This is a genomic window from Stutzerimonas kunmingensis, assembly GCF_021432085.1.
Taxonomy (GTDB): domain Bacteria; phylum Pseudomonadota; class Gammaproteobacteria; order Pseudomonadales; family Pseudomonadaceae; genus Stutzerimonas.
The window spans coordinates 1,667,677-1,692,655 of record NZ_CP090366.1; the positions used below are offsets into that span (position 1 = coordinate 1,667,677).

Genomic DNA, 24,979 nt, shown 5'->3' on the forward strand with positions numbered 1-24,979 from the left:
GGGCCAGATCATGAGCATCAATTTCGATAAGGCACTGGGTTTACACGAGAAGGCACTCGGTTTTCGCTCGCAGCGCGCCGAAGTGCTGGCGAACAATATCGCCAACGCCGACACGCCCAACTACAAGGCCCGCGATCTGGACTTCAGCAGCGTGCTTGCCGAGCAGTCCGCTCGCAGCCAGGGTGGGTTCGGGGTAACGCGGACCAGTGACAAGCATATTGCCGCCGAGGGGTTGGAGATTGCCGATGCCTCCTTGCGCTTCCGCACTCCAGCGCATCCCTCGCTTGATCAGAACACTGTCGATCTGCAGATCGAGCAATCCAACTACGCGAAGAACGCCGTTGACTTTCAGGCGAGCTTCACTCTGCTCAATAGTAAGTTCAAAGGGCTGATCAGTGCCCTGCGCGGCGAGTAAAGGAGTTTCCCATGTCTCTAAGCAGCGTCTTCAATATTGCCGGTAGTGGCATGAGTGCCCAGAGCACCCGTCTGAACACTATATCCAGCAACATCGCGAACGCCGAAACCGTTTCATCCAGCGTCGATCAGACTTACCGCGCTCGGCATCCCGTGTTTGCGACCGTGTTTCAGCAGGCCGGCGGCCAGCCCGACCAGTCGCTTTTTGCGGAGCAGGATCAGGCGGGCGTAGGTGTTCAGGTGTTGGGTGTGGTCGAGGATCAGGGCGAGCTGCAGGCGCGCTACGAACCCAATCATCCGGCCGCTGATGAGGCTGGCTACGTGTATTACCCGAACGTCAATGTGGTGGAAGAGATGGCCGACATGATTTCAGCCAGTCGCGCGTTTCAGACCAACGCCGAGCTGATGAATACGGCCAAGACCATGTTGCAGAAAGTGCTGACGCTGGGTCAGTGATCGTTACGAGAGCGCATTCATGAGCACTACAAGCGGCGTTGGCGGTACCAGTTCGATACTCGAGCAGTACCAGTTCGGAGAGGATCGCGAGGTCAAGGGGAACGACCTTGGCAAGAACGAGTTCCTTGAACTGCTGGTTGCCCAGATGAACAACCAGAATCCACTGGAACCCCAGGAAAACGGCGAGTTCATCGGTCAGCTGGCGCAGTTCAGCACCGTCGAGGGTGTCGAGAAACTGAATTCCAGTATGGAAACCATCCTTTCCGGCTATCAGTCTTCGCAGGCGCTCCAGGCCTCGTCCCTGGTCGGGCGCAAGGTGATCGTGCCGGCCGACAAGGCCGTGGTCGATACCAGTGAAACCTTCAAGGCCAGCCTGGTGCTGCCGACGTCGAGCAGCAACGTGTTCGTGAATGTGTACGACAGCACCGGAGCCTCGGTTGGTCGAGTGAACATGGGCGCGCAAGAAGCCGGGAACATTTCCTTCATGTGGGATGGCAAGGATTCCAGCGGCAAGGTCTTGCCGCCCGGGACCTATCGATTCGAGGCGCAGGCTACCTACCAGGGTGAAACCAAGGGGTTGTATACCTTGCTGCCGGCTAACGTCGACAGCGTGACCCTCGGGCAGAACGGCGGGGAGCTGATGCTCAACCTTGCCGGTGTTGGCAGCATCGGGCTTTCTCAAGTCCAGGTCATCGGACAATAACCGCCGGCACTTCGGCAAAGGAGCGATTCAATGTCCTTCAATATCGGTCTTAGCGGCCTGCGTGCGGCGAGTAAAGACCTCAATGTCACCGGCAACAATATTGCCAACGCCGGCACCGTGGGCTTCAAACAATCGCGTGCGGAGTTCTCCGATGTGTATGCGGCCTCCGTGCTCGGCACCGGGAAAAACCCGCAGGGCAGCGGTGTGCTGATGTCGAACATTTCTCAGCAGTTCAATCAGGGCAACATCAACTACACGCAGAATGCGCTGGATCTGGCGATCAATGGCAACGGCTTCTTCCAGGTCAGCAACAATGGCGCAGTCAGCTATACGCGCGCGGGTTATTTCGGTACCGACCGTGAGGGCTTCCTGGTCGATAACTTCGGCTACAAGCTGCAAGGCTTCCCGGTAGATGACAACGGCAATCTGCAGAACGGTGTCGTGGGTAACTTGCAAGTGCAGACGACCAACCAGGCGCCGAAAGCGACCAGCCAAATCAATACCGCCTTCAACCTGAATTCGACGCAGAAGTCTCCTGCAACATGGCAGGCGGCTTACGATGCTGAACTTGCGAGCTCTGGAGATGCCACGGCGGCTCTGGCTGCTGCAGGCGCAACGTTCAATCCCTCGGATCCCACGACCTACAACAGTTCCACGTCGTTGAACATCTACGACTCGCAGGGTAACGCGCACGTCATGACGCAGTATTTCGTCAAGACCAGCGCCAATACCTGGGACATGAAGGTGCTGGTTGACGGACGCAATCCGGCTGAGCCAGGACAGGAGCCGCCTCAGCCCTATGTCATGGGGCTGGCATTCGATTCGTCCGGTGCGCTGCAGAGCATCGATACCGGCGCGTCGCCGATGTTCAGCGTTTCGGCGGATAACAAGATCACCCTGAACAGTGCGACGGCGGCCGAGGCTGCCGCCGGAACCGGCAACGGCTGGATTCCTGCCATATCCGACGGCGGTACGCCTGCTACATGGGCGGCCAACGGCGCGCTGGCCAACCCGGACGGCATCGTTCTCGACTTTTCCAAGTCATCGCAGTTCGCCAGTGCCTTCGCGGTGAACAGTGTTGCTCAGGATGGTTACACCACCGGTGAGTTGGCAGGCCTGGAAATCGACGACAGCGGTGTGATCTTCGCTCGCTATACCAATGGTCAGTCCAAGGTGCAGGGGCAAATCATCTTGGCGAACTTCGCCAATGTCCAAGGCCTTACCCCGGTGGGCAAGTCGCAGTGGGTGCAATCGTTCGAGTCAGGTGAGCCCGTGGTCGGTACGCCTGGCTCCGGTACGCTCGGTGCACTGCAGGCCGGTGCGCTGGAGGACTCCAACGTCGAACTGTCAGACCAACTGGTCAATCTGATCGTCGCCCAGCGCAACTATCAGGCGAACGCCAAGACCATCGAAACCGAAAGCGCCATCACGCAGACCATCATCAATCTGCGGTAATAGCCAGCGGCAAAGAAGGTTGCCGCTGACGGCATTATTCCGCCGCTCCTTTCGAAGAAGGCCCGTAAGGGCCTTCTTTGTTTCTGTAAAACCTATATAAATCAGCTCCTTAAGTGGTCCTTTCGGTGATGGCACGCGCCTTGCATTTTTCATCTGCAACAGAATCGCAAGTGTCAAACTCGCGTCTCGGAGATGTCGATGGACAAGATGCTCTACGTGGCCATGACCGGTGCCAGCCAGAATGCGCGGGCCCAGCAGGCCCATGCCAACAATCTGGCGAATATTTCCACCACCGGCTTTCGCCGGGATTTCGAGCAAGCCCGCTCGATGCAGGTCTTTGGCGACAGTCATCCTGCGCGGGTGTATGCGATGTCCGAGCGTCCGGGCACCGACTTCACGCCGGGCACCTTGCAGGAAACCGGCCGTGATCTTGATGTCGCCGTCGAAGGCGAGGGCTGGATTGCGGTGCAGGCGCCAGATGGCAGTGAGGCCTACGTCCGCACCGGCAGCCTGAATATTGACGTGCTTGGCATGTTGCGTACCGCGGACGGTATGCCGGTGCTGGGCAATGGCGGGCCGATCGCGATTCCGCCGGAAGAGAAGGTGGACGTCGGCAATGACGGCACCATCAGTATTCGCGCGCTGGGCGAGGACCCGAACGTTGTGGTCACCGTGGATCGCATCAAGCTGGTCAACCCTGATCCGCAGCAGCTGGAAAAGGGCACTGATGGCCAGATTCGGCTGAAGGATGGCCAGCCTATCGAGCCTGACGCGAACGTACGGGTCGTCTCGGGTTTTCTCGAGGCGAGCAATGTGAATGCGGTATCCGAAATGACTTCCATCCTGGCGCTGTCTCGCCAGTTCGAACTGCACGTAAAGATGATGCGCACCGCCGAAGATGACGCGGCTGCCATGGCGCGCGTACTGCAACTCAGCTAATAGTGTGGCGCCGGCGGCGCACGAGGAGAAAGCTCATGCTTCCAGCACTTTGGGTCAGCAAGACCGGACTGTCCGCCCAGGACATGAACCTGACGACCATTTCCAACAACCTGGCCAACGTTTCTACCACCGGCTTCAAACGTGACCGTGCCGAGTTTCAGGACCTGCTCTATCAGATTCGCCGTCAGCCTGGCGGTCAGTCCAGCCAGGACAGCGAACTGCCCTCCGGCCTTCAGTTGGGTACCGGTGTGCGGGTGACCGGCACGCAGAAGATCTTCACCGCCGGTAGCCTGCAGACCACCGAGCAGCCGCTGGACATGGCGGTCAACGGTCGCGGTTTCTTCCAGGTACTGCTGCCCGATGGCACGGTTTCCTACACCCGTGACGGCAGCTTCCATCTGAGCTCCGATGGCCAATTGGTGACCTCCAACGGCTATGCGCTGGAGCCGGCCATCGTGGTACCGCCGGAGACTCAGACCTTCACCGTGGGCGAGGACGGAACTGTCTCGGTGACCACCGTGGGCAATCCTCAGCCGCAGATCATCGGCAACCTGCAGACGGCCGACTTCATCAACCCGGCAGGTCTGCAGGCGATGGGCAGCAACTTGTTCCTGGAAACTGCCGCCAGTGGTGCGCCGCAGGTGAGTACGCCGGGCCTCAACGGTTTGGGTACGGTGCTGCAGAACACCCTGGAAAATTCCAACGTCAGCGTCGTCGAGGAACTGGTGAACATGATCACCACCCAGCGCGCCTACGAGATGAATTCCAAGGTCATATCCACCGCCGACCAGATGCTGTCGTTCGTCACGCAGCAGCTCTGATCGCGCGTTCGCCGTTGTATACGGGCACGCACGCCTTGTGCTGCTCGCAGTAGTTTCGATGGCCTGTCATGGCTTGAGGTGTTTATGAGCCGTTTGCTGATTGTTGTGTCGATGTCGTCCGCCCTGGCGCTGGCCGGATGTGTTGCCCCTGCGCCGAAACCGAACGATCCGTACTACGCACCGGTGCTGCCTCGCACACCGCTGCCAGCGGCGCAGAACAACGGCGCGATCTATCAGGCAGGCTTCGAGACCAATCTCTACGATGACCGCAAGGCCCATCGGGTCGGCGACATCATCACCATCACGCTCAATGAGCGTACTCAGGCCAGCAAGAACGCCTCGTCGCAGCTTTCGAAGGACAGCAGCGCCAACATCGGTCTCGGCTCGCTGTTCGGCGGAGCCGTCTCGATGGCCAATCCGTTGACCGGCAACTCGATGAGTCTGGGCGCCGAGTACGACGCGTCACGAGATACTTCCGGTTCTGGACAGGCCGGACAGAGCAACAGCCTGTCCGGTTCGATCACCGTGACTGTCTCCGAAGTGCTGCCCAACGGCATCCTCGCCGTGCGCGGCGAGAAGTGGATGACGCTCAATACCGGCGACGAGCTGGTGCGCATTGCGGGCCTGGTTCGCGCAGACGATATCTCCACCGACAACACGGTCCCGTCTACCCGCATTGCCGATGCACGCATTACCTATTCGGGCACCGGCGCCTTTGCCGATGCGAGCCAGCCTGGCTGGCTAGACCGATTCTTCATGAGCCCGATGTGGCCCTTCTGACCGGAGCTGATGTCATGTGGAAAAAACTGTTTCTGCTCGCGGGTTTGCTCACGCTCTGTGCTGGCGCACAGGCCGAGCGTCTGAAGGATGTCGCGACCATCCATGGTGTTCGTAGCAACCAGCTGATCGGCTACGGCCTGGTTGTCGGCTTGAACGGTAGCGGTGACCAGACCACCCAGACGCCGTTCACCGTGCAGACCTTCAACAACATGCTGGCCCAGTTCGGCATCAAGGTGCCGGCCGGTGGCAACATTCAGCTGAAGAACGTCGCGGCGGTGTCGATTCATGCCGAACTGCCACCGTTCGCCAAGCCGGGACAGACCATCGACATCACCGTCTCGTCTATCGGTAACGCCAAGAGCCTGCGTGGCGGCAGCCTGTTGATGGCGCCGCTGAAGGGTATCGACGGCAACGTCTACGCCATCGCCCAGGGCAACCTGGTGGTAGGAGGCTTCGATGCCGGTGGCGCCGATGGCTCGCGGATCACCGTCAATTCGCCGTCGGCTGGCCGGATCCCGGGTGGCGCGACGGTCGAACGGCCGGTGCCGAGCGGCTTCAATCAGGGCAATACACTGACGCTGAATCTCAACCGTCCGGACTTCACCACGGCCAAGAACATCGTCGATCAGATCAACGACCTGCTAGGCCCGGGTGTAGCGCAGGCGCTCGACGGCGGCTCGATCAGCGTGACCGCGCCGCTGGATCCGAGTCAGCGCGTGGACTACCTGTCGATTCTGGAAAATCTCGAAGTAGAGGTTGGCCAGGCCGTGGCCAAGGTCATCATCAACTCGCGTACCGGCACCATCGTGATCGGCCAGAACGTGCGGGTTCAGCCTGCTGCCGTCACCCACGGCAGCCTGACCGTCACCATCAGCGAAGATCCACAGGTGAGCCAGCCGGAGCCCTTCTCGGATGGTCAGACCGTCGTCGTGCCCAACAGCAAGGTAAAAGCCGATCAGGAAGCCAAGCCGATGTTCAAGTTCGGCCCGGGTACCACGCTGGATGAAATCGTCCGGGCGGTGAACCAGGTGGGCGCTGCGCCCAGCGACCTGATGGCAATTCTTGAAGCACTGAAGCAGGCTGGCGCTCTGCAAGCCGACCTGATCGTGATCTAAGGGCAGGGATATGGAAAATCGTCTCGGAAGCGGAGCGCGCGGCCTCGACAGCGGCAGCTACAACGACCTCAATCGTCTCAGCCAGCTCAAAGTTGGCAAGGATCGGGACGGTGAGGAGAACGTGCGCAAGGTTGCGCAGGAGTTCGAGTCGTTGTTTCTCAACGAAATGCTCAAGTCGATGCGTTCGGCAACCGAAGTGCTGGCCAAGGACAACCCGCTGAACAGTCAGGCCAGCAAGCAGTACCAGGATATGTATGACCAGCAGCTGTCTGTCAGTCTTTCGAAGGAAGGCGGTGGCATCGGGCTGGCGGACGTACTGGTGCGCCAGTTGAGCAAGCAGACCGAAACCGCGACACGCAACAATCCGTTTGCCCAGGTTGCGCAGACCGAAGGCGCCGCATGGCCGAGCAAGCCGGCCGCTGCCGTCGAGTCCGCACGAGATGATTCCCGGTTGCTGAATCAGCGTCGTCTTGCGTTACCAGGCCGGGCGATCGAGCGGCAAGTGGCAGATGTATCGGCGACTGCGCAGAAACCTGCCGCAGAAGGTGTGCAGCCTCTGGTCGACCTCGATTGGAAACCCGCCACGGCGTTCGTGCCCCCCAAGGACAAGCCGTTGGTCGTCAACGGTGTCGAGAAAAGTGCGCCCAACGCGCCGAGCAAGACGCGGTTCAATTCGTCCGAGGAGTTCATCGCCACCATGCTGCCCATGGCAGAGAAGGCGGCCGAACGCCTGGGCATCGAGCCGCGTTTCCTGGTCGCACAAGCTGCGCTGGAGACCGGCTGGGGTAAATCCATGATCCGTCAGAAGGACGGCAGCAACAGCCACAACCTGTTCGGCATCAAGGCGACCGGGTGGAAAGGGGATTCGGCTACCGTGATGACCACCGAGTACGTCAACGGTACGGCAACCCGCGAGAGAGCGGGCTTCCGCGCCTACGATTCGTTCGAGCAGAGCTTCGACGACTTCGTCAGCCTGCTGGAAAACAACGACCGTTATCGGACCGCCATTCAGGTGGCGAGCAATACCGGCGATTCGGAACGCTTCGTCAAGGAGCTGCAGAAAGCCGGCTACGCCACCGACCCACAATACGCGCGCAAGATCAGCCAGATCGCCCGCAAGATGCAGACCTACCAGACCGTTGCCGACGCGAATTCGGTGCCCGCCATGCGGACCAGAGGCTAAATCATGGCTGACCTATTGAGCATTGGCCTTTCCGGCCTGTCTGCCAGCAAAACCCAACTTTCCATCACCGGACACAACATCACGAACGTCAACACGCCTGGCTATAGCCGCCAGGATGCGAGCCAGGCGACACGCTCGCCGCAGTTCAGCGGTGCCGGTTACATTGGATCGGGTACCTCGCTGGTAGACGTGCGTCGCTCCTACAGCGAATTTCTCACCAGCCAGCTGCGTAGCAGCACATCGCTGAACAGTGATGTCAAGGCTTACAAAAGCCAGATCGATCAGCTCGATTCATTGCTGGCTGGCACCACCACCGGTATCACGCCTTCGCTGCAAAAGTTCTTCTCGGCCTTGCAGACAGCTGCCGAGGACCCGGCGAATATCCCGGCGCGCCAGCTGGTGCTGGCGGAGGCTGAGGGATTGGCGCGGCGTTTTAATACCGTATACGACCGACTATCCGAGCAGAACAGTTTCACCAACAAGCAGATGTCCGCTGTCACTGATCAGGTGAATCGTCTGGCAGGCAGCATCGGTAGCCTCAACGAGGCTATTGCCATCGCCGCGGCCAACGGCAAGCAGCCGAACGATCTGCTCGACGCCCGTGACGAGGCTGTTCGGCAGTTATCGGGCTACATCGGCGTGACGGTTGTTCCTCAGGATGACAGTAGCTTCAACGTATTCATCGGCAGCGGCCAGCCGCTGGTCGTGGGCAGTACGGTAGCCAAGCTGGAGGTCGTGCCAGGGCAGGGCGACCCGAACCGTCATGAAGTGCAGTTCATCAGTGGTGGCTCGCGGCAGGGCATCACCTCGCAGATTACCGGCGGCGAACTCGGCGGGCTGATTCGCTATCGCGAGGAAGTGCTGGATTCGACCATGAACTCCCTGGGGCGCCTTTCGCTGGCCGTCAGTGATCAGGTAAATACTCAGCTGCGGCAGGGGCTGGATCTGAAAGGTGGCGTGGGGGAGGCACTGTTTGGCAATTACAACGAGCCCGCGTTGGCCAAGTTGCGCGTCAATGCATTTGCCGGGAACAGCAACGCGCAGCCAGTGCTGAACATCACAGACACCAGCGTGCTCACCACCAGCGATTATCTGATGGAGTATGACGCGAGCGGCCCCAAAGTCAGACGGCTGAGCGACAACCAGCTGATGACCGTAACGGAGAGCCCGGCCGGCACGCTGTCGATAGCAGACAAGAATGGTGTCGACCAGGGCTTCCAGGTTGTTCTCGGTAATCCCGCCCCCGCTGTAGGCGACAAGTTCAGCCTGCAGCCTACGCGACGTGGTGCGGCTGACATCAAGGCGACGCTGGATCAGGCCGATCAACTGGCCTTTGCCGCCCCGGTACGCGCGGAAAGCAATTTGCAGAACGCTGGTACCGGTGCGATTGGCCAGCCCGACATGACGTCCGGGCCTTCGCCGATCAGTATTTCGGCACTGCAGGGGTTGTTCGGCAGCAATGGAGCGACGCTTACTTTCACCGAGCCGGACACCGTAACGATTACGGGTGGCACTGCGCAATTTCGGAGTGTGGACGACAGCACTACGCCGCCGACGGTCAGTTACTCGGCGACCGCTACCATCCAGCCAGGACAAAGCAATTCGCTGGTGGTGGGTGATGCCAATTACCAGTTCGAGTTTTCTCTGAGCGGTACGCCGAAGGATAACGACAGGTTTGCGATGGCGTTCAACCAGAGCGGCGTCTCGGATAACCGCAATGCGCTGAAGCTGGTCGATCTGCAAACGAAGCAGACAGTAGGCGTGGATGCGGCTGTGAATGGCTCCGGCTTCAGTTTTACCGATGGCTACGGCGAACTGGTCGAGCGCGTCGGTACGCTGACGGCACAAGCGCGGATGGATAGCGAAGCAACGGGCTCGATTCTCAAGCAGGCTACGGACAACCGCGATTCACTCTCGGCTGTGAACCTGGACGAGGAAGCCGCCAACCTGATCAAGTTCGAGCAGTACTACAACGCTTCGGCCCAGATCATTCAAGTTGCCCGCTCCTTGTTCGATACATTGATCAGCTCCTTCAGGTAATAGGTCGCCTTATGCGCATTTCCACCCTGCAAGCATTCAATAACGGCGTCGCCGGACTGCAGCGCAACTACGCCAATGCGACTCGCACTCAGGAGCAGATCAGTACCGGCAATCGCATTCTTACGCCAGCTGACGACCCGGTTGCGTCGGTGCGTCTATTGCAGTTGGAGCAGCAGCAAAACGTCCTGAGCCAGTACAACTCCAACCTGACTGCGGCGAAGAACAGCCTTACTCAGGAGGAGGTGACGCTCAACTCGGTGAACACCGTACTGCAGCGGGTACGTGAGCTTGCCGGGCAGGCGGGGAACGGCGCGCTGAGTACAGAAGATCGCAAGTCAATTGCAGCGGAGCTGACCGAGCGCGAAGACGAGCTGTTGTCATTGATGAACACCCGCAATGCGAGGGGCGAGTATCTGTTCTCCGGCTTTCAGGGCAAGACACAACCGTTCGTACGCGACGGGAGTGGTAGCTACAGCTACGAGGGCGATGAGGGCCAGCGCAAGCTGCAGATCGCCAGTTCACTCAATATTGCTATCAGCGACAACGGTAAAGCCGTGTTTGAGAATGTCGTCAATGCTGGTAGATACGAGAGCGCGATCGATCTGTCTTCTGCGCTACCTGGCTCAACGTTGAGTGTTTCCGCTCCCCTGGTTCAGGACGAGGTGGCCGTGGCCGCGACCCCGGCTTTCCCGGCTGCCGGGGTCGGTATTCACTTCATGTCGGCGACCGAATACGTGGTCTATGACCTAGCCAACCCCCCAGCGGATTTTTCCGATCCTTACGCCGATCCTGATCAGGTGCTGTACTCCGGCGTAGTAGATGGGGATAAGAAAACCGCCGATGAGCTCGTCTTTCGTGGAGTGATGGTCAAGTTCGACGGTGTGCCTACCGGTGGCGAGTCCATAGAGGTCACGCTGGATGCAGGTGCTCAGAAGCAAGGCATATTGGGCACCATCGCAAGCCTGCGAAAAGCGCTGGAAGCCCCCTCCTCGAGCAATACGGATATTCGTGACGCCGTAGCGGTAAGTCTGACCAACCTGGACCACGGCATGATCAGCGTCGACGCCGCTCGCGGCAACATCGGCGCGCGTCTGAACGTGATCGAAACAACGCAGACCGACAACGAGGACGTGGCTCTGGTTAACAAATCGGTCCAGGCCGAGCTGCGTGAGCTGGACTACGCAGAGGCGCTGTCCCGGCTGTCGTTCCAGACCGTCATCCTTGAGGCTACGCAGCAGAGCTATGTAAAGATCAGCGGCCTGAATCTGTTCAACGCCATGCGCTGAGCTTGACGAGGTTCGCAAATATGCAACCTCGTTTTTGACATCAGCTGGCAGGCGACTAGATTGGCTGGCGCGGAGCAGGAAGTCCCGCGAACGAATACTTTGGTTTTCATAAGGACGTGATTATGCGTAAAGCTATTCTTACCGCTGCGGCATTCGCCGTACTCTCCGGCTTTTCTTTCGGTGGCTATGCCGCCACTCAGGCACAACCTGCCCCGACAGCTGTGGCTGTCGCCCCGGCCCCAGTGAACCTCAATGCTGCCGATGCTGAGACGCTTTCCCGTGAGCTGAGAGGCATCGGTGAAACCAAGGCAAAAGCAATCATCGCTTATCGGGAAGAGCATGGCCCGTTCAGCTCGGTAGATGAGCTGCTCGAGGTAAAAGGCATCGGCTCGGCGACTCTCGACAAGATTCGTGGGCAGCTCAGCATTCAGTAAGGTTTTGGGAGGTCGATCGCAATGATCGACCTCTTTTTTGATTCTCACGTGGAATGTTCTTCCCTCAATTCCTAGCCCCCGGAAGTTCGAACGCCCTGTGTCGTCGTCAGTCAAAGTGCTTGTAAAGGCATTGACAATCCGTGGTTATACACATTCGGAATAGATCGCGGCGTGTCCTGCAGGCATGTTTCAATACAATTTCAGCATGATCGTAACCTATTGATTCTTAAGGCGTTAAGCGGCTGGATAAAAAAACACCGATCTGTTGGGCGGCCCCGTAAACAGGGCCTTAGCGGCAACCATCCATAAACTGTTCACAAGGTTATCCACAGCTTCGGTGGATAACATTCACGAGGTCAGGGATGACGCAGGCTGGAGGCAACCCAGATGAAGGCTCCCTGGAATTTCATCCGATATTTTCCGCTCGCGCAGCGTCTGATCAAACGCGGAAAGATCCCCGCGTTGCTCTTCGCGGTGGCTCGCAAATCCTCTTCGAAAAGAGGGCTGTTCAACGGATTGCGAGAAGATCTGGCTCTTTTACAGGCGCTTTGCGTAGCCTGGTGGCGTGGCGAGTATCGGGCCATCAGTCCTAATGCATTGATAGCTGTGGTGGCCGGCTTGCTCTACTTCCTGTCGCCAATCGACGCCATCCCGGATTGGCTGCCTGGTCTTGGGTTCGTCGACGATCTGGCTGTGCTGGGCTGGGTAATGCGCAAGTGGTCTGGTGAGTTGGAGGCGTTCAAGGTCTGGAGGCAGGCCCAGACTGCGGATCGGCAGGCATCGCTTCAACGCTTGCCTGCGTTGGACGAACCGAAGGCCGGCGGCCAGCCGAGCTGATAGCAGCGGCGTGTGTAGCCGCCGTTTGTCGGTGCCGGATGAGCATTTGCGGTCTCTATCCCGATTCACTAACGCATGCGGCAGGTTGGTAGCTTCAAGGAGCGGCAAGGGCTGTTAAGATTCCGCATCTGATCGAAGACGCCTGGGGAAAATACGGATGAATGTACAGGTCATCATGCGTGACGGCTCGCCGGAATACGCCGTACTGCCGTGGGACGAGTACCAGGCGCTTTTGAATGCGGTCGGTGTCAAATCGGCCGTTGCCACTGATGTCGCACCCAGTGGCGCTCAGTCACGTCCATCCCTGGTCGAGCTGAGCGCTCTGCGTGAGGCCAAGGGGCTTTCACAAGAGGCGTTGGCGCGCGCTGTGGGGATCAGTCCAGCCTACCTGGGGCTGATCGAGGCGGGAGAGCGCGAACCCGATGCTGCGATTCGTCGAGCACTGGCACGTGCGTTGGAAATTGCCGGCTGGGAGGGCGACGCTTGACGTCAGTATCCATCAGCCGGCACCACTGGCAGGCGCTGCTTGCCGAACTGGATGCCGCTCGCCGGCAGAGGCATCTGGTGACCTACCGTGCGCTGGTCGAGCGGCTCCAGTTGCCCACACCCGCCATGCGAACCCTTACCGCCGCGCTGGAGCACCTCGCTGCGCTGGACGCCCGCTCGGAGCGCCCGTTGCGCAGCGCACTGGTCATCAGTCAGGGTGCTAGTCGTTTGCCCCGCACGGGTTTTTTCGAGTGTGCTGCGCGCTTGGGACGCTTCTCGGGGCCGGCGGACGGTGCCGCCGCTGCATCCTGGCATGCGGGAGAAGTGGCGCGCGTTTTCGAGTTCGTTTATTCGGAGGAGCTCTGATGCTGGGCAGGCTGCGTGCAAGGCTCGGTTATTTAAGTGCCCGCAAATTGATGACGTCGCACTACGCGGTTCAGCAGCCGAAGATCTGGCGTTGGATGGAAGGGCAATTCGCGCGGATGGCGGCACTGGGCGACGTGGCGGCGCAGAGTTTCTACGGTCATATCCTGTATTTCCGCGGGCGCGGCTATGGTGCCAAGCTGGAAGGCGTTCGCCTTCTAAGGCTGGCGGCCAAGGCGGGAGATGTGAAAGCGGCATATCAGATGGGCGTCATCAGCCTCAGCGAAGATGCCTCCCACGGCCCGGATGGCAGTGAGGCGGCGCGCTGGTGGTCCCAAGCGGCCGAGGCAGGGCATCCACTGGCGGCGGTTCGTCTCGAGCAACTGTATCGTGCCGGCGGCCACGGCCTGGCCGCAGACCCCCAGCAGGCAGATCGTTACAAGGCGAAGGCGGAGCAACTGGGGTTGTAGGCATCCTGCGTTGGCTGCCCTGCGTCGATCAGGTGGAAGCTCGGGCCGTTCACCTGTTTGGCAAAGCGCTTGGCCTCCGAAGCAAGGGCGGCGAGCCTGCCTGCATCCAGGCGGTCAGTGTGCTCCGGGTGCACGCTGACGATCCCGATCGAGAGTGACAGCAGGGCATAGCGCTGTTTACGCCCGTCACGGCTGGTGGAAATAAAGCAGCCCGCCGCGAGGTGTTCTGGCTGGTAGAAGGCGCTGCTGCGAAGCGCGAAGGCGCTGTGCAAGTCGGCAATGCGCTGCTCCCAGTCGTGACCGCTCAGCACCAGCATGAAATCATCCCCGCCAATATGGCCGACGAAATCCATCTGTGGGTCGACCCGGTCGTTCAGACATTGGGCCAGGCACAGCAGCACTTCATCGCCTTTGGCGTAGCCATACAGATCGTTGAAAGGTTTGAAGTTGTCGATGTCGACGTAACAGACCATCGCCCTACGTCGCTGTAGCAGCAGGCGGGTCAGGCACTGCTGGATAGGTACGTTGCCCGGCAACAGTGTCAGGGGATTGGCGTGGCGCGCCTGCTGAATCTTCAGTTCGGTTATCAACCTCAGAACATCGATGACGCGGCCCAGACCGAGGTATTGACCGGCCTGTGTGATGACGAAGTCTTCCTCGATTCTTTGGCGCGCCCGGCTGGTGAGCAAGCGGCTGACCTGTTGCAACGACTGGTCGAGCTCGACGGCGAGGAAATCCGTGCTCATCAGGCGGCTAAGCGGTTTGCGTGCCAGCAGATCGGTGGCGTAGGGCTTGAGCAGCGCGTCGGAAATGAGATTGCGGTGAAGTATGCCGACCGGCCTGGCGTCGACGTCCAAAACTGCGATCGAGTTCAGGGCTGGCTGCAGTCGAAACGCCTCGAGCATTTCAGCGACCGGACGTTCTGCGGACATGGCGGGTTGTCGGATAAGCAGTCCGGACAGGTTGCCGGACTCCTCGCCCAGGACCGCCTGCTGGGCCTCCGGGGGTGGCAGGACCTCGTCGATGTCCTGGGCAGGCAACTCCAGCGGACGTCCAAGCAGATAGCCCTGCACCAGATCGATACCCATGCCGGCCAGCACCGCCAGTTCCTCGCGCAGTTCGATACCTTCGGCGATGACGTGGGCACGCGATGCGCGGGCGATCTTCAGGATGGATTCGACGAACTCGCGCTTCACGGGGTCGAGATGGATGCCGTCGATGAAATAGCGGTCGATCTTCACATAGTCGGGTCGCAGCTCGGACCACAGGCGCAAACTCGAATATCCGGCACCAAGGTCGTCGAGCGCTATGCTGAAGCCCATCGAGCGATAGTGATGAAGCGCCTTGTCCAGCAGCTCGAGATCGTCGGCCGGTGCCTGCTCGGTCAGCTCGATGACCACGTTGTCCGCGGAAATGCCATAGGTGTGCAGCAGCTCGAGCGTGCGCCCAGGCTTGTGGGTCGCGTCAAGTAGCGTTTCCGGTGAGGCGTTGAGAAAGAGCTTGCCGCGTAGCGCCCCCTGGCTGTAACGCCGGCACGCTGTTTCGCGGCAGGTCATCTCCAGTTCGTTAAGCCGGCCGGCGTGGCGTGCTGTGGCGAGCAAATTGATCGGGGAGTGGAGCGGGCCGTTGGATGGTCCACGGCTGAGTGCTTCATAACCGAGAATGCGTCGCTCCGAAAGCGAGACGATGGGTTGGAACAGGGTGGTGATGTCGCCGTGAGCAAGGATATGTCCCAGCGTGCTCAACTGCTCGGTGACTGTCATGGAGGTCTCTGGGTGTGAAAAGAAAAGGGCCGCAGCGCGGCCCTTTCATTTCACGATGTCGTGATGTCAATCTGATGACATCGCAGCGTTCCACTCGATTCAGTGCTTGGCCATCGCCGAGCTGAGACCGAGGTAATCGAGCAGAATGCGCCCGCTCTCGGAGAGGTAGGCATCATCCTCCGGCTTTGGTTTGTCCGCTTCCGCGTGAGGCGTGTTTTCGTCTTCCTTCTCCAGCTTTGCCAGTGGTTCCTCACCTTTGGCCAGGCGCAATGCATTCTCCAAGGCCAGCTGACGCTTCTCGATATCGGCCTGCTGTGCACGTCGCTTTTCTTCATTGAGGCTGACGGTGGTTTCGTGCATCAGCTCCTGGGCAAGCGCCAGGCGATCGCGGGTGAAGACGAAGTCCGGGTTCTCGCCGGTGCGTGCTTCGTGGCGTGCCTTCAGCTCGGCGAGGAACGGCTTGAACGGGTTCATGTCCGGATTGATCGCCGCGCGGATGCTGTCCCAAGGCAGCGCTTCCGGCAGCGCACTCTCACCGATTTCCTTGGTGTCGACATCGGCAGGGTAGCTGATGTCGGGAATCACACCCTGATGTTGAGTGCTCTGCCCGGATACGCGGTAAAACTTGGCCAGGGTCAGCTTCAGCTCACCATGGTTGAGAGGCTGGATCGTCTGCACGGTGCCCTTGCCGAAGGTCTGGCCACCGAGGATTAAGGCCCGGTGGTAGTCCTGCATCGCGCCGGCGAAGATCTCCGAGGCCGATGCCGAAAGACGGTTGACGAGGACGGCCAGCGGCCCCTTGTACAGCGCGCCGGTCTGTTCATCGGCAAGCACGTCTACGCGGCCATCGCTGTTGCGTACCAGCACAGTCGGACCCTGATCAATGAATAGGCCGGTGAGCTCGGTGGCCTCTTGCAGTGAGCCGCCGCCGTTGTTGCGCAGGTCGATGACCACGCCGTCGACTTTCTCTGCTTCCAGTTCGGAGAGCAGCTTTTTGACGTCACGCGTGGTGCTCTTGTAGTTCTGGTCCCCGGCGCGCAGTGCCTTGAAGTCCAGGTAGAACGCCGGAATCTCGATCACACCGAGCTTGAAGTTCTGCCCCTGGTGTTCCAAGTTCAGCACCGACTTCTTCGCTGCCTGCTCCTCGAGCTTCACCGCTTCGCGGGTAATGGCGACGACCTTGCTGCTCTGGTCATTCGGCGCGTTGCTCGCCGGGATGACTTCCAGGCGCACGACGGAACCCTTGGGGCCGCGGATGAGCTTGACCACCTCATCCAGACGCCAGCCGATGACGTCGACCATCTCATCGTTGGCCTGGCCGACGCCGACAATCTTGTCCGCTGGCGCCAGCTGCTTGCTCTTCTCCGCCGGGCCGGCCGGCACCAGGCGTACGATCTTCACGTGCTCGTTGTCACTCTGCAGCACCGCGCCGATGCCCTCGAGCGACAGGCTCATGTTGATGTCGAAATTCTCCGCGCTGTCCGGCGACAGGTATTGGGTGTGCGGATCGTAGGTCTGCGCGAAGGCGTTGATGTAGGTCTGGAAAACGTCCTCGCCACGGGTCTGGTTCAGGCGCGATAGCTGGTTCTTGTAGCGTTTGGTCAGCAGTTCCTCAATGGCCTTCGGCTCCTTGCCGGCGATCTTCAGACGCAATACCTCGTCCTTTACCCGTTTGCGCCACAGGTCATCCAGCTCTGCGGTGTCCTTGGCCCAGGCGGCCTTCTCACGGTCGACCAGCAGCTCCTCGTCGACGCTGAAGTCGAAGCTGTCGACGCCCTTGTCGAGCAGGCTCAGGGCGTAGTTCAACCGGTTCTGCAAGCGCTCGAGATGACGGGAGTAGATGATGAAACCGGGTTCGAGATTGCCGCCCTTGAGGAAGTCGTCGAACTGGTTGCGCCACTTGCCGAACTCTTCGAGGTCGGATGCCAGGAAATAGCTGCGCGAGGGATCGAGCATCTGGATGTAGCTGTCGAAGATCTTTGCCGAACGCGCGTCGTTCAGCGGCGGCTTGTTGTAGTGATGGCGCTTGAGCAGTTCGACGACGTTCAGGCTGGCTATGACCTGGTCACGATCGGGTTGCAGGTAGTCCCAGTTCTCCGGCGTGCTGACGGCTTTGGCCATCGCCAGGGAAGCGTGAAGGCCGAAAAGGACGGCGAGAACGGTGCAGGTCAGCGTACGTTTCATGGCTTGGGGGCGACGTAAGGCTAGGGAATAACGCATATTAGGCCATCTAAAGTAGGCGCCGGTTCGGTTTTCCGTCCGGCGGTGGAAAGCACAAGCCCGATGGTTGAGGTGGTCAAAGAAGGCCAGCGAGCGATCAGTTGGGTGGGCATAGATAGGAACCACTATGGAGGCAGCATGAAGGCATTGCAAGGTATCGAGGGGCATCTGGAGTGGGCCGAGCGACCGGCTCCGGCGTGCGGCGATGGCGAAATCCGTATCCGTGTGGCTGCTGCCGGGCTGAACCGTGCGGACCTGCTGCAGCGAGGCGGACACTATCCGCCGCCGGCAGGTGTCACCGACATCCTGGGGCTGGAATGCGCAGGGGTGGTCGCCGAGGTCAGTGGGCGCAGCCGCTGGAAGGTGGGTGATCGCGTGTGCACGCTGCTGGCTGGTGGTGGCATGGCCGATGAGGTGGTGGTCGATGCCCGTCACGCGCTGCCGGTTCCCGAGGGCATGTCGCTGCATGAAGCTGCGGTGATCCCGGAGGTATATGCCACGGCCTGGCTCAATCTCTATCGCCTGGGCGCTTTACTGGCCGGCGACAAGGTGCTGCTGCACGCTGGCGCCAGTGGTGTCGGCTCGGCGGCGATCCAGTTGTGCAAGGCGTTTGGCAATCCCTGCTGGGTCAGCGTCGGCTCGGCCGAGCGGCTGGCCTATTGCGAATCGCTCGGTGCTCAGGGTGGTGTGCTGCGTGGTGACTCGCTCGAAGCGCTACGCGATTTTGGTCCGTTCGACATGATCCTCGACCCGGTCGGTGCCAAGTACGCCGCATTGAATATGCAGCTGCTGGCGATGGATGGGCGTTGGGTGATGATCGGCTTGATGGGCGGACGCAAGGCCGAGATGGATCTGGCTGGTTTGCTGGCCAAGCGCATCCAGTTGATCGGCTCGACCCTGCGCAGCCGCGACGCCGATTACAAGGCCGGGCTGCTGGCGGAAATGGAAGAGAAGGTCTGGCCGCTGTTCGCCCAGGGCAAGCTTTCGCCGCGTCTGGAGCGAACCTTTGCCATCGGTGATGTGGAGGCTGCATTCGAAACGCTGGCCAGCAACACCGTGTCCGGCAAGGTGGCCCTGGTGATCGATAGCGCGCTTTCCTGATCCGCATCGTCCTGATGTGGACGGAGCCAGATTTCGCTTTGCCTTGATGGATCGAGCAGGTTTGCAGTGCTGCAGACCTGCCCGGTGCGGTTCAAGGCAACTGGCTGCTGGCGTAGAACGCGGTCAGTACCTTGACCAGATGCGCCAGGTCCTGACTACCCGCAAGCTCGCGGATCGAGTGCATGGCGAAGGTCGGCAGGCCGATGTCGACGGTACGCACACCCAGCTGACTGGCCGTGATCGGGCCGATCGTGGAGCCGCAACCCATGTCGCTGCGGGTGACGAAACTCTGCACCGGCACTTCGTTTTCCAGGCAGAGATGGCGGAAGAAGCCGGCAGTTTCGCTGCTGGTGGCGTAGCGCTGGTTGTTGTTCACCTTGATCACTGGACCAGCGTTGAGCTTCGGCCCGTGATTGCCGTCGTGCTTGTCGGCGTAGTTCGGGTGCACCGCGTGGGCATTGTCGGCGGAAATCAGCAGGGAATGGCTGATGGCGCGCTGGAAGTCGTCCTCATCTGGCAGCACGCGACGCAAGACCTGCTCCAGGAACGGGCCATCCGCGCCGCACAGCGAGGTCGAGCCGACTTCCTCGTGATCGGTGCAGACCAGCACGCAGGTGTGCTCGGGTTCGGCGTTCAGCAAGGCCTGCAAGCCCGCAAAGCACGAAAGCAGATTGTCCAGACGGGCGCCAGCGATGAAGTCACCGTGCAAGCCGATGACCGCTGCGCTCTGGGTGTCATAGAAGCTCAGTTCGAAGTCCAGCACCACGTCGGCGACCAGCCCATGTTCACGGCCGAGCTGATCGGCGAGCAGTGCGCGGAAGTCCGGGCTTTCCTGGCTGGCGATCTGGGCCAGAATCGGCGGTAGCTCGTTCTGCGCGTTGATGGCCCAGCCCTGATTGGCTTCCCGATTGAGGTGGATCGCCAGGTTCGGAATCGTCGCGATCGGAACCTTGAAGTCGATCAGCTGGCTTTCGATGCGGCCATCACGGCTATAGGTGACACGGCCGGCCAGCGACAGATCGCGGTCGAACCAAGGAGCGAGCAGGGCGCCGCCATACACCTCGACACCCAGCTGCCAGAAGCCCTGGCGCTGCAGCTCGGGCTGCGGCTTGACCCGCAGGCACGGGCTGTCGGTATGGGCGCCAACCAAGCGCAGGCCGTGTTCGACGAGCGCCTTGCTGCCCAGCTGGAAGGCGATGATGGCCGAGTCGTTGCGGGTGACGTAATAACGCCCGCCCGCCTCGGTATGCCAGACCTCGCGCTCGTCCAGCGCACGGTAGCCGGCGGCCTGTAGCGCCTGGGCGAGATTCTGGGTGGCATGGAACGGGGTAGGGGACGCCTGCAGATATTCGATCAGGCCTTGGTTGAGAGCTTTGCGCATTTCGGACTCCGGACTGCAAGGTCACGAAGTCTATAGCATTCGACACCTGGTAATAAGCGCACCGGCACCGCCTGCGTTAGTAAGTGCGCGCGATGGCACGTGCTTGTCGTCATCAGAACGGTGCCGGGCACTCGAAGCGCAGGCGCTCGCCGGTTTGCGGGTGGGTCAGGGTGAGCATACTGGCGTGCAGACACAGGCGCTCATGGGCTTGCAGGGCTTGCTCGTGGGCATACAGGCGATCGCCAAGCAGCGGATGCCCGATCGACAGCATATGGACTCGCAACTGGTGGGAGCGGCCGGTGATAGGGGTCAGCTCGACGCGGCTGTAGTCGCCGCAGCGTTCAAGCACGCGCCAGAAGGTCAGTGCGTGCTTGCCCAGCTCGTGGTCGACAACGTGGCGCGGCTTGGTCGGCGGATCGTAGCGCAGCGGCAGGTCAATGCTGCCGCTGTCCTGTTCGGGCTGGCCCCAGCACAGCGCGGTATAGGCCTTTTCCGTTTCACGATCATGGAACTGGCGGGACAGTTCACGGTGCGTATCAGCGTCGCGGGCGAGCACGATTAGTCCGGAGGTTTCCCAGTCCAGGCGATGCACGATGCGCGCTTCGGGATAGCCGTTTTCCTGCAGGCGGGTCACCAGGCAGTCACGGTTGTCTTCGGCGCGGCCCGGTACGGAAAGCAGCAGGGTCGGCTTGTTGATGACCAGCAGGGCAGCGTCCTGATGGACGATCTCGATAGCGCTTAGAGGCATTCGCTTTTCCACAAACGAAGACGGCGACCCGTGGGCCGCCGTTTCTGTACGCCGGTTTCGCTCAGCGATCCGGCAGGGTGATATTGAGTTCGAGAATCGAGCAACTGCCCTGGTCCTCGAGTGCAACCTGGACCTGATCGCTGTCGATGTTGACGTACTTGCGGATCACCTCGACCAGCTCTTTTTGCAGGGCCGGCAGGTAGTCCGGCTCGGTGCGCTGGCCACGCTCGTGGGCGACGATGATCTGCAGACGCTCCTTGGCGATCGCGGCTGGGGTTTCCTTCTTCTTGCGTTCACGGAAGAAGTCGAAAAGGTTCATTCGCGGCCTCCGAAAAGTCGTTGCAGGAAGCCCGGCTTCTTGACGTCGAGGAAGCGGTGCGCGACTTCCTTGCCGAGCAGACGGTCCACGGCGTCGCTGTACGCCTGGCCGGCATCGCTCTGGTCGTCGAGAATCACCGGGATACCCTGGTTGGAAGCCTTGAGTACGGCCTGCGACTCGGGAATCACGCCCAGCAGGCGGATGGAGAGGATTTCCTCGACGTCTTCGACGCCGAGCATTTCGCCCTTGGTGACACGCTCGGGGTTGTAGCGGGTCAGCAGCAGATGCTCCCGGATCGGTTCTTCGCCGTTCTCGGCGCGACGCGACTTGCTCGCCAGCAGGCCGAGCATGCGGTCGGAGTCGCGAACCGAAGAGACTTCCGGGTTGGTGACGACGATGGCTTCGTCGGCGAAGTACATCGCCAGGTGCGCGCCCTTCTCGATACCGGCCGGGGAGTCGCAGATGACGTATTCGAAATTCTTGCCCAGCTCGTCGATGACCTTGCCAACGCCTTCCTGGGTCAGCGCGTCCTTGTCGCGTGTCTGGCTGGCGGCCAGCACATAGAGGTTCTCGAGACGCTTGTCCTTGATCAGGGCCTGGGTCAGGGTTGCGTCGCCATTGATGACGTTGACGAAGTCGTAAACCACCCGGCGTTCGCAGCCCATGATCAAGTCGAGGTTCCGCAGACCGACGTCGAAGTCGACGATGACAGTCTTGTGGCCGCGCAGAGCGAGGCCGGTACCGATGGCGGCGCTGGTGGTGGTTTTACCAACGCCACCTTTGCCGGAAGTGACTACGATGATCTTGGCCAAGGTGATTCACCCTAAATATTTAAAAAATCGGGACCTTTCGCCGATTTCAGCGTCAGGATTGCCCGTTTGGTCCTTGAAAATTCGCGGCAGTATCCGTTAAAGGCGGGTGATGTTCAACACGTCGCCAGAGAGGCTGATCTGTACCGCTTCAGCCCAGAGAGGATCGCGTCGCAGGTCCTCGGCTACCTTGTACTGGCCGGCGATGGAGACCATTTCAGCGGTGAGTTGCTGACAGAAGATCCGCGCCGAAGTGTCGCCTTTGATACCCGCCAAGGCGCGACCTCGAAGCGGACCGTAGACATGGATGTTGCCATCGGCGAGAAGTTCCGCACCGGGGCTCACGGGAGCCAGAATGATGAGGTCGCCGCCTTGCGCGTAGACCTGCTGGCCGCCGCGGATGGGGGTGGTGACGACGCGGGTCGGGCGATAGACCGGCTCGGCTGGTTTGGCCGGGGTTTTCGAGCTCAGGTCGACCTGCCGCTCACGAGCACCGGAAGGCGGCAGCACCGGCAGATCGAGCACCGCGGCCGCCTCGAGGTGGGACGGTTCGCTGGCGCGCAGGGCCAGGGTACGCAGACGATGCTTGCGGCACAGGCTGACCAGCGCAGCGATATCGATCTCGCGAGCCGCCTCCGGCAGCTTGTCCAAGGCCAGGACCAGCGGGGTGTTATTGAAGAAGTCCGGCGCCTGCTCGACCTTGGCCGCGAGTTGCTCGTCGAGACGCTCAATGTCGTTGCTGGCGAGTTCCAGCACGGTGATGGCGAGCATGCTGCCCTTGAGCTGGAAGGCTGGGGACTGATCGGTGAGGTCGGCTTGGCTCATGGTCTGTCTGCTGCGGTAAATGGCGAGGACTTATAGCGGGGAGCGCCGCCGCCTGCAACCCGGCAAGGGCCTGTGGAACGATCACTGGTGCGTTGAGGTTCGGTCAATGCGGGCATTTGCCGGTAGAATGCGCCGCTTCATAGGCTGTCGAGCTATTCATGGACCGTCCTCAGTTTCGTGCGTACTTCCTGCACCCGCGCTTCTGGCCGCTGTGGCTGGGCCTGGGCGTGCTGTGGCTGCTGGTCCAGTTGCCATATTCGGTTCTGTTGAAACTGGGGCGCGGGCTTGGCGCACTGATGTTTCGCTTCGCCGGTTCGCGTCGCTACATCGCCCGGCGCAATCTGGAGCTGTGTTTCCCCGAACTGAGTCAGGCGCAACGCGAGCGTCTGTTGCGGGAGAACTTTGCCTCCAACGGCATTGCCTTCTTCGAGATGGCCATGAGCTGGTGGTGGCCGCAGGCACGCCTGCAGCGCCTGGCCAGGATCGATGGGCTCGAGCATCTGCAGCAGGCTCAGGCTGCAGGGCAGGGTGTGATCCTGATGGCGCTGCATTTCACTACGCTGGAGATCGGCGCCGCGCTGCTCGGCCAGCGGTACACCATCGATGGCATGTATCGCGAGCACAAGAATCCGCTTTTCGACTTCGTCCAGCGTCGCGGGCGCGAACGGCACAACCGTGATGCGAGTGCCATCGAGCGCGAGGATGTGCGGGCGATGCTCAAGGTATTGCGCGCAGGGCGCGCCATTTGGTACGCGCCGGACCAGGACTATGGGCGCAAACAGAGCCTGTTTGTACCGCTGTTTGGCGTCCAGGCGGCGACCGTCACCGCCACGACCAAGTTCGCCCGGCTGGGCAGGGCGCGGGTCGTACCCTTCACCCAGGAACGCCTGGCGGACGGTTCGGGGTATCGACTGGTGATCCATCCGCCGCTGCAGGACTTCCCGGGTGAAAGTGAAGAGGCGGACTGTCTGCGGATCAACCAGTGGATAGAAGAGGCGGTAAGTGCGGTACCCGAGCAGTACCTCTGGGCGCATCGCCGCTTCAAGACCCGCCCGGTAGGCGAGCCCAGCTTGTATAAAAAGAGGAAGACGCGTTCGGCCGTCTAGTGGACTGCCATTTGCGCCAGGCCTGGCGTCTTCCCGGGCAGATCGCGCAGGTCAGGCCAACGTACCGTCCCGGAAATCTCGCAGCGCCTGCTCGATCTCCTCGCGGCTGTTCATCACGAATGGCCCGTACTGCACGATCGGCTCACCGAGTGGGCGGCCTGCCAGCAGCATCAGCCGGGCGCCACGTTCGCTGGACAGATTGAGCTCGCCGTCCTGGGACATCTGAACCAACTGGCCTTTGCTCGCCGCCTGCTCACCCACCCGCAGCGTCCCTTCATAGACGTAGAGCAGCAACCGATGGCCATCCGGCACTTGCGGCGAGACGGCACTCTCGGCTGAAAGCTGCAGGTCGAACAGCAGAGGTTCGGTATCGGGCCGCTGCACGATCCCGTGCTGTTCGATATCGCCGGCCTTGAACACGCCGGCGATGACCTTGGCCTGCACGCCGCCCGGCAGGGCGAGTTGCGGTATTTCGGCCGGGGCGAAATCCCGATAGTCCGGATCGCCGAGCTTGGCGTGGGAGGGCAGGTTCAACCATAGCTGGAAGCCGCGCATGGTGCCTTCCTGCTGCTGCGGCATCTCGCTATGGATGACGCCGCGCGCTGCGGTCATCCACTGCACGCCACCGCTCTCCAGCAACCCCACATTGCCCATGTGATCCTCGTGGCGCATGCGTCCTTCGAGCATGTAGGTGATGGTTTCGAAGCCGCGATGTGGGTGGGGCGGGAAGCCGGCAATGTACTCGTCAGGGTCGTTGGAACCGAACTCGTCGAGCATCAGGAACGGATCGAAGCGCTCCGGGGCAGCGCCGCCGAAGACGCGGGTCAGGCTGACGCCGGCGCCATCGGACGTGGCACGGCCGCTGGTGATGGAAAGAATTTCACGCTGGGACATGATCGAATGCCTCTCGGGTTGAATTCGCCAA

Annotated in this window: 26 protein-coding genes; 18 read left to right on the forward strand and 8 right to left on the reverse strand. The window is 60.8% G+C overall.

Annotation, left to right across the window (positions count from 1 at the left end; all coding sequences use genetic code 11):
- Positions 1 to 10: 10 nt before the first annotated feature.
- The 16 genes from flgB to LW136_RS08050 all read left to right on the forward strand — a co-directional run bounded on the left by flgB (position 11) and on the right by LW136_RS08050 (position 13,782).
- A complete protein-coding gene (flgB, locus tag LW136_RS07975; protein WP_234174915.1) occupies positions 11 to 415 on the forward strand; it encodes a flagellar basal body rod protein FlgB in 405 nt (134 codons plus the stop codon).
- 11 nt (positions 416 to 426) lie between these two features.
- On the forward strand, positions 427 to 870 hold the full coding sequence (flgC, locus tag LW136_RS07980) for a flagellar basal body rod protein FlgC (RefSeq protein WP_014819771.1): 444 nt from the start codon (positions 427 to 429) through the stop codon (positions 868 to 870).
- 19 nt (positions 871 to 889) lie between these two features.
- Positions 890 to 1,573 (forward strand): flagellar hook assembly protein FlgD, encoded by a 684-nt coding sequence (gene flgD, locus LW136_RS07985; RefSeq protein ID WP_014819772.1) that lies wholly within the window; start codon positions 890 to 892, stop codon positions 1,571 to 1,573.
- A gap of 30 nt (positions 1,574 to 1,603) precedes the next feature.
- Positions 1,604 to 3,028, forward strand: coding sequence for a flagellar hook protein FlgE (gene flgE / locus LW136_RS07990; protein ID WP_234174916.1), 1,425 nt, complete (start codon positions 1,604 to 1,606; stop codon positions 3,026 to 3,028).
- 198 nt (positions 3,029 to 3,226) lie between these two features.
- Entirely contained in the window at positions 3,227 to 3,967 is a 741-nt protein-coding gene (gene flgF, locus LW136_RS07995) for a flagellar basal-body rod protein FlgF (protein WP_234174917.1), read from the forward strand.
- Between the two features lie 35 nt (positions 3,968 to 4,002).
- Positions 4,003 to 4,788 carry a flagellar basal-body rod protein FlgG gene (gene flgG / locus LW136_RS08000; RefSeq protein ID WP_014819775.1) on the forward strand — a complete coding sequence of 262 codons (786 nt, stop codon included), beginning with the start codon at positions 4,003 to 4,005 and terminating at the stop codon, positions 4,786 to 4,788.
- Between the two features lie 84 nt (positions 4,789 to 4,872).
- The gene (flgH, locus tag LW136_RS08005; protein WP_023445471.1) at positions 4,873 to 5,568 is read left to right on the forward strand and encodes a flagellar basal body L-ring protein FlgH; all 696 of its coding nucleotides are present in this window, start codon (positions 4,873 to 4,875) and stop codon (positions 5,566 to 5,568) included.
- A gap of 14 nt (positions 5,569 to 5,582) precedes the next feature.
- Complete coding sequence (locus LW136_RS08010) at positions 5,583 to 6,683, forward strand: flagellar basal body P-ring protein FlgI (protein ID WP_234174918.1); 1,101 nt, start codon at positions 5,583 to 5,585, stop codon at positions 6,681 to 6,683.
- A 10-nt stretch (positions 6,684 to 6,693) separates the two neighbouring features.
- Complete coding sequence (flgJ, locus tag LW136_RS08015; protein WP_234174919.1) at positions 6,694 to 7,866, forward strand: flagellar assembly peptidoglycan hydrolase FlgJ; 1,173 nt, start codon at positions 6,694 to 6,696, stop codon at positions 7,864 to 7,866.
- 3 nt (positions 7,867 to 7,869) lie between these two features.
- Positions 7,870 to 9,906 (forward strand): flagellar hook-associated protein FlgK, encoded by a 2,037-nt coding sequence (gene flgK / locus LW136_RS08020; RefSeq protein WP_234174920.1) that lies wholly within the window; start codon positions 7,870 to 7,872, stop codon positions 9,904 to 9,906.
- Positions 9,907 to 9,917: 11 nt separating this feature from the next.
- Positions 9,918 to 11,192 (forward strand): flagellar hook-associated protein FlgL, encoded by a 1,275-nt coding sequence (gene flgL, locus LW136_RS08025; RefSeq protein ID WP_234174921.1) that lies wholly within the window; start codon positions 9,918 to 9,920, stop codon positions 11,190 to 11,192.
- A 122-nt stretch (positions 11,193 to 11,314) separates the two neighbouring features.
- Positions 11,315 to 11,626, forward strand: a complete 312-nt coding sequence (locus tag LW136_RS08030) for a ComEA family DNA-binding protein (RefSeq protein ID WP_234174922.1) — start codon at positions 11,315 to 11,317, stop codon at positions 11,624 to 11,626.
- Between the two features lie 387 nt (positions 11,627 to 12,013).
- Positions 12,014 to 12,463: a YkvA family protein gene (locus tag LW136_RS08035; RefSeq protein ID WP_125877401.1), complete on the forward strand. Its 450-nt coding sequence runs from the start codon at positions 12,014 to 12,016 to the stop codon at positions 12,461 to 12,463.
- Between the two features lie 157 nt (positions 12,464 to 12,620).
- Positions 12,621 to 12,950 carry a helix-turn-helix transcriptional regulator gene (locus tag LW136_RS08040; protein ID WP_014819782.1) on the forward strand — a complete coding sequence of 110 codons (330 nt, stop codon included), beginning with the start codon at positions 12,621 to 12,623 and terminating at the stop codon, positions 12,948 to 12,950.
- Entirely contained in the window at positions 12,947 to 13,315 is a 369-nt protein-coding gene (locus LW136_RS08045; protein WP_003301276.1) for a hypothetical protein, read from the forward strand. The genes LW136_RS08040 and LW136_RS08045 overlap by 4 nt, the downstream gene beginning before the upstream one ends.
- Complete coding sequence (locus LW136_RS08050; protein WP_234174923.1) at positions 13,315 to 13,782, forward strand: SEL1-like repeat protein; 468 nt, start codon at positions 13,315 to 13,317, stop codon at positions 13,780 to 13,782. Before LW136_RS08045 ends, LW136_RS08050 begins: the two co-directional genes overlap by 1 nt.
- Here the strand turns inward: LW136_RS08050 and LW136_RS08055 are convergent.
- Together LW136_RS08055 and LW136_RS08060 are read right to left on the reverse strand one after the other, a co-directional pair.
- The gene (locus LW136_RS08055; RefSeq protein ID WP_031297713.1) at positions 13,749 to 15,545 is read right to left on the reverse strand and encodes a bifunctional diguanylate cyclase/phosphodiesterase; all 1,797 of its coding nucleotides are present in this window, start codon (positions 15,543 to 15,545) and stop codon (positions 13,749 to 13,751) included. The genes LW136_RS08050 and LW136_RS08055 overlap by 34 nt on opposite strands.
- 99 nt (positions 15,546 to 15,644) lie before the next feature.
- On the reverse strand, positions 15,645 to 17,729 hold the full coding sequence (locus LW136_RS08060; RefSeq protein ID WP_003301272.1) for a carboxy terminal-processing peptidase: 2,085 nt from the start codon (positions 17,727 to 17,729) through the stop codon (positions 15,645 to 15,647).
- A gap of 174 nt (positions 17,730 to 17,903) precedes the next feature.
- On the opposite strand from LW136_RS08060, the gene LW136_RS08065 reads away from it, so the two are divergent.
- Positions 17,904 to 18,866 (forward strand): NAD(P)H-quinone oxidoreductase, encoded by a 963-nt coding sequence (locus LW136_RS08065; protein WP_234174924.1) that lies wholly within the window; start codon positions 17,904 to 17,906, stop codon positions 18,864 to 18,866.
- 91 nt (positions 18,867 to 18,957) lie between these two features.
- Here LW136_RS08065 and LW136_RS08070 read toward each other — a convergent pair whose 3' ends face one another.
- The 5 genes from LW136_RS08070 to minC all read right to left on the reverse strand — a co-directional run bounded on the left by LW136_RS08070 (position 18,958) and on the right by minC (position 22,948).
- Positions 18,958 to 20,247, reverse strand: coding sequence for a M18 family aminopeptidase (locus tag LW136_RS08070; protein WP_003301269.1), 1,290 nt, complete (start codon positions 20,245 to 20,247; stop codon positions 18,958 to 18,960).
- 112 nt (positions 20,248 to 20,359) lie between these two features.
- Entirely contained in the window at positions 20,360 to 20,995 is a 636-nt protein-coding gene (locus LW136_RS08075) for an RluA family pseudouridine synthase (protein WP_044314585.1), read from the reverse strand.
- A 61-nt stretch (positions 20,996 to 21,056) separates the two neighbouring features.
- Positions 21,057 to 21,314: a cell division topological specificity factor MinE gene (minE, locus tag LW136_RS08080; RefSeq protein WP_003301267.1), complete on the reverse strand. Its 258-nt coding sequence runs from the start codon at positions 21,312 to 21,314 to the stop codon at positions 21,057 to 21,059.
- On the reverse strand, positions 21,311 to 22,126 hold the full coding sequence (minD, locus tag LW136_RS08085) for a septum site-determining protein MinD (RefSeq protein WP_003301265.1): 816 nt from the start codon (positions 22,124 to 22,126) through the stop codon (positions 21,311 to 21,313). Before minD ends, minE begins: the two co-directional genes overlap by 4 nt.
- A 96-nt stretch (positions 22,127 to 22,222) precedes the next feature.
- Positions 22,223 to 22,948 (reverse strand): septum site-determining protein MinC, encoded by a 726-nt coding sequence (gene minC, locus LW136_RS08090; protein ID WP_234174925.1) that lies wholly within the window; start codon positions 22,946 to 22,948, stop codon positions 22,223 to 22,225.
- A gap of 158 nt (positions 22,949 to 23,106) precedes the next feature.
- Here minC and LW136_RS08095 point away from each other — a divergent pair, with 158 nt between their 5' ends.
- Positions 23,107 to 24,054, forward strand: coding sequence for a lipid A biosynthesis lauroyl acyltransferase (locus LW136_RS08095; protein ID WP_234174926.1), 948 nt, complete (start codon positions 23,107 to 23,109; stop codon positions 24,052 to 24,054).
- A 51-nt stretch (positions 24,055 to 24,105) separates the two neighbouring features.
- Here the strand turns inward: LW136_RS08095 and LW136_RS08100 are convergent, their stop codons facing one another.
- Positions 24,106 to 24,948 carry a pirin family protein gene (locus LW136_RS08100; protein WP_045666931.1) on the reverse strand — a complete coding sequence of 281 codons (843 nt, stop codon included), beginning with the start codon at positions 24,946 to 24,948 and terminating at the stop codon, positions 24,106 to 24,108.
- Positions 24,949 to 24,979: the final 31 nt, after the last annotated feature.

What these genes read in the sequence shown, in the direction of transcription:
- flgB (WP_234174915.1), top strand. Translation starts at nt 11, where the DNA reads ATGAGCATCAATTTCGATAAGGCACTGGGTTTACACGAGAAGGCACTC.
- flgC (WP_014819771.1), top strand. Translation starts at nt 427, where the DNA reads ATGTCTCTAAGCAGCGTCTTCAATATTGCCGGTAGTGGCATGAGTGCC.
- flgD (WP_014819772.1), top strand. Translation starts at nt 890, where the DNA reads ATGAGCACTACAAGCGGCGTTGGCGGTACCAGTTCGATACTCGAGCAG.
- flgE (WP_234174916.1), top strand. Translation starts at nt 1,604, where the DNA reads ATGTCCTTCAATATCGGTCTTAGCGGCCTGCGTGCGGCGAGTAAAGAC.
- flgF (WP_234174917.1), top strand. Translation starts at nt 3,227, where the DNA reads ATGGACAAGATGCTCTACGTGGCCATGACCGGTGCCAGCCAGAATGCG.
- flgG (WP_014819775.1), top strand. Translation starts at nt 4,003, where the DNA reads ATGCTTCCAGCACTTTGGGTCAGCAAGACCGGACTGTCCGCCCAGGAC.
- flgH (WP_023445471.1), top strand. Translation starts at nt 4,873, where the DNA reads ATGAGCCGTTTGCTGATTGTTGTGTCGATGTCGTCCGCCCTGGCGCTG.
- LW136_RS08010 (WP_234174918.1), top strand. Translation starts at nt 5,583, where the DNA reads ATGTGGAAAAAACTGTTTCTGCTCGCGGGTTTGCTCACGCTCTGTGCT.
- flgJ (WP_234174919.1), top strand. Translation starts at nt 6,694, where the DNA reads ATGGAAAATCGTCTCGGAAGCGGAGCGCGCGGCCTCGACAGCGGCAGC.
- flgK (WP_234174920.1), top strand. Translation starts at nt 7,870, where the DNA reads ATGGCTGACCTATTGAGCATTGGCCTTTCCGGCCTGTCTGCCAGCAAA.
- flgL (WP_234174921.1), top strand. Translation starts at nt 9,918, where the DNA reads ATGCGCATTTCCACCCTGCAAGCATTCAATAACGGCGTCGCCGGACTG.
- LW136_RS08030 (WP_234174922.1), top strand. Translation starts at nt 11,315, where the DNA reads ATGCGTAAAGCTATTCTTACCGCTGCGGCATTCGCCGTACTCTCCGGC.
- LW136_RS08035 (WP_125877401.1), top strand. Translation starts at nt 12,014, where the DNA reads ATGAAGGCTCCCTGGAATTTCATCCGATATTTTCCGCTCGCGCAGCGT.
- LW136_RS08040 (WP_014819782.1), top strand. Translation starts at nt 12,621, where the DNA reads ATGAATGTACAGGTCATCATGCGTGACGGCTCGCCGGAATACGCCGTA.
- LW136_RS08050 (WP_234174923.1), top strand. Translation starts at nt 13,315, where the DNA reads ATGCTGGGCAGGCTGCGTGCAAGGCTCGGTTATTTAAGTGCCCGCAAA.
- LW136_RS08055 (WP_031297713.1), bottom strand. Translation starts at nt 15,545, where the DNA reads ATGACAGTCACCGAGCAGTTGAGCACGCTGGGACATATCCTTGCTCAC.
- LW136_RS08060 (WP_003301272.1), bottom strand. Translation starts at nt 17,729, where the DNA reads ATGAAACGTACGCTGACCTGCACCGTTCTCGCCGTCCTTTTCGGCCTT.
- LW136_RS08065 (WP_234174924.1), top strand. Translation starts at nt 17,904, where the DNA reads ATGAAGGCATTGCAAGGTATCGAGGGGCATCTGGAGTGGGCCGAGCGA.
- LW136_RS08070 (WP_003301269.1), bottom strand. Translation starts at nt 20,247, where the DNA reads ATGCGCAAAGCTCTCAACCAAGGCCTGATCGAATATCTGCAGGCGTCC.
- LW136_RS08075 (WP_044314585.1), bottom strand. Translation starts at nt 20,995, where the DNA reads ATGCCTCTAAGCGCTATCGAGATCGTCCATCAGGACGCTGCCCTGCTG.
- minE (WP_003301267.1), bottom strand. Translation starts at nt 21,314, where the DNA reads ATGAACCTTTTCGACTTCTTCCGTGAACGCAAGAAGAAGGAAACCCCA.
- minC (WP_234174925.1), bottom strand. Translation starts at nt 22,948, where the DNA reads ATGAGCCAAGCCGACCTCACCGATCAGTCCCCAGCCTTCCAGCTCAAG.
- LW136_RS08095 (WP_234174926.1), top strand. Translation starts at nt 23,107, where the DNA reads ATGGACCGTCCTCAGTTTCGTGCGTACTTCCTGCACCCGCGCTTCTGG.
- LW136_RS08100 (WP_045666931.1), bottom strand. Translation starts at nt 24,948, where the DNA reads ATGTCCCAGCGTGAAATTCTTTCCATCACCAGCGGCCGTGCCACGTCC.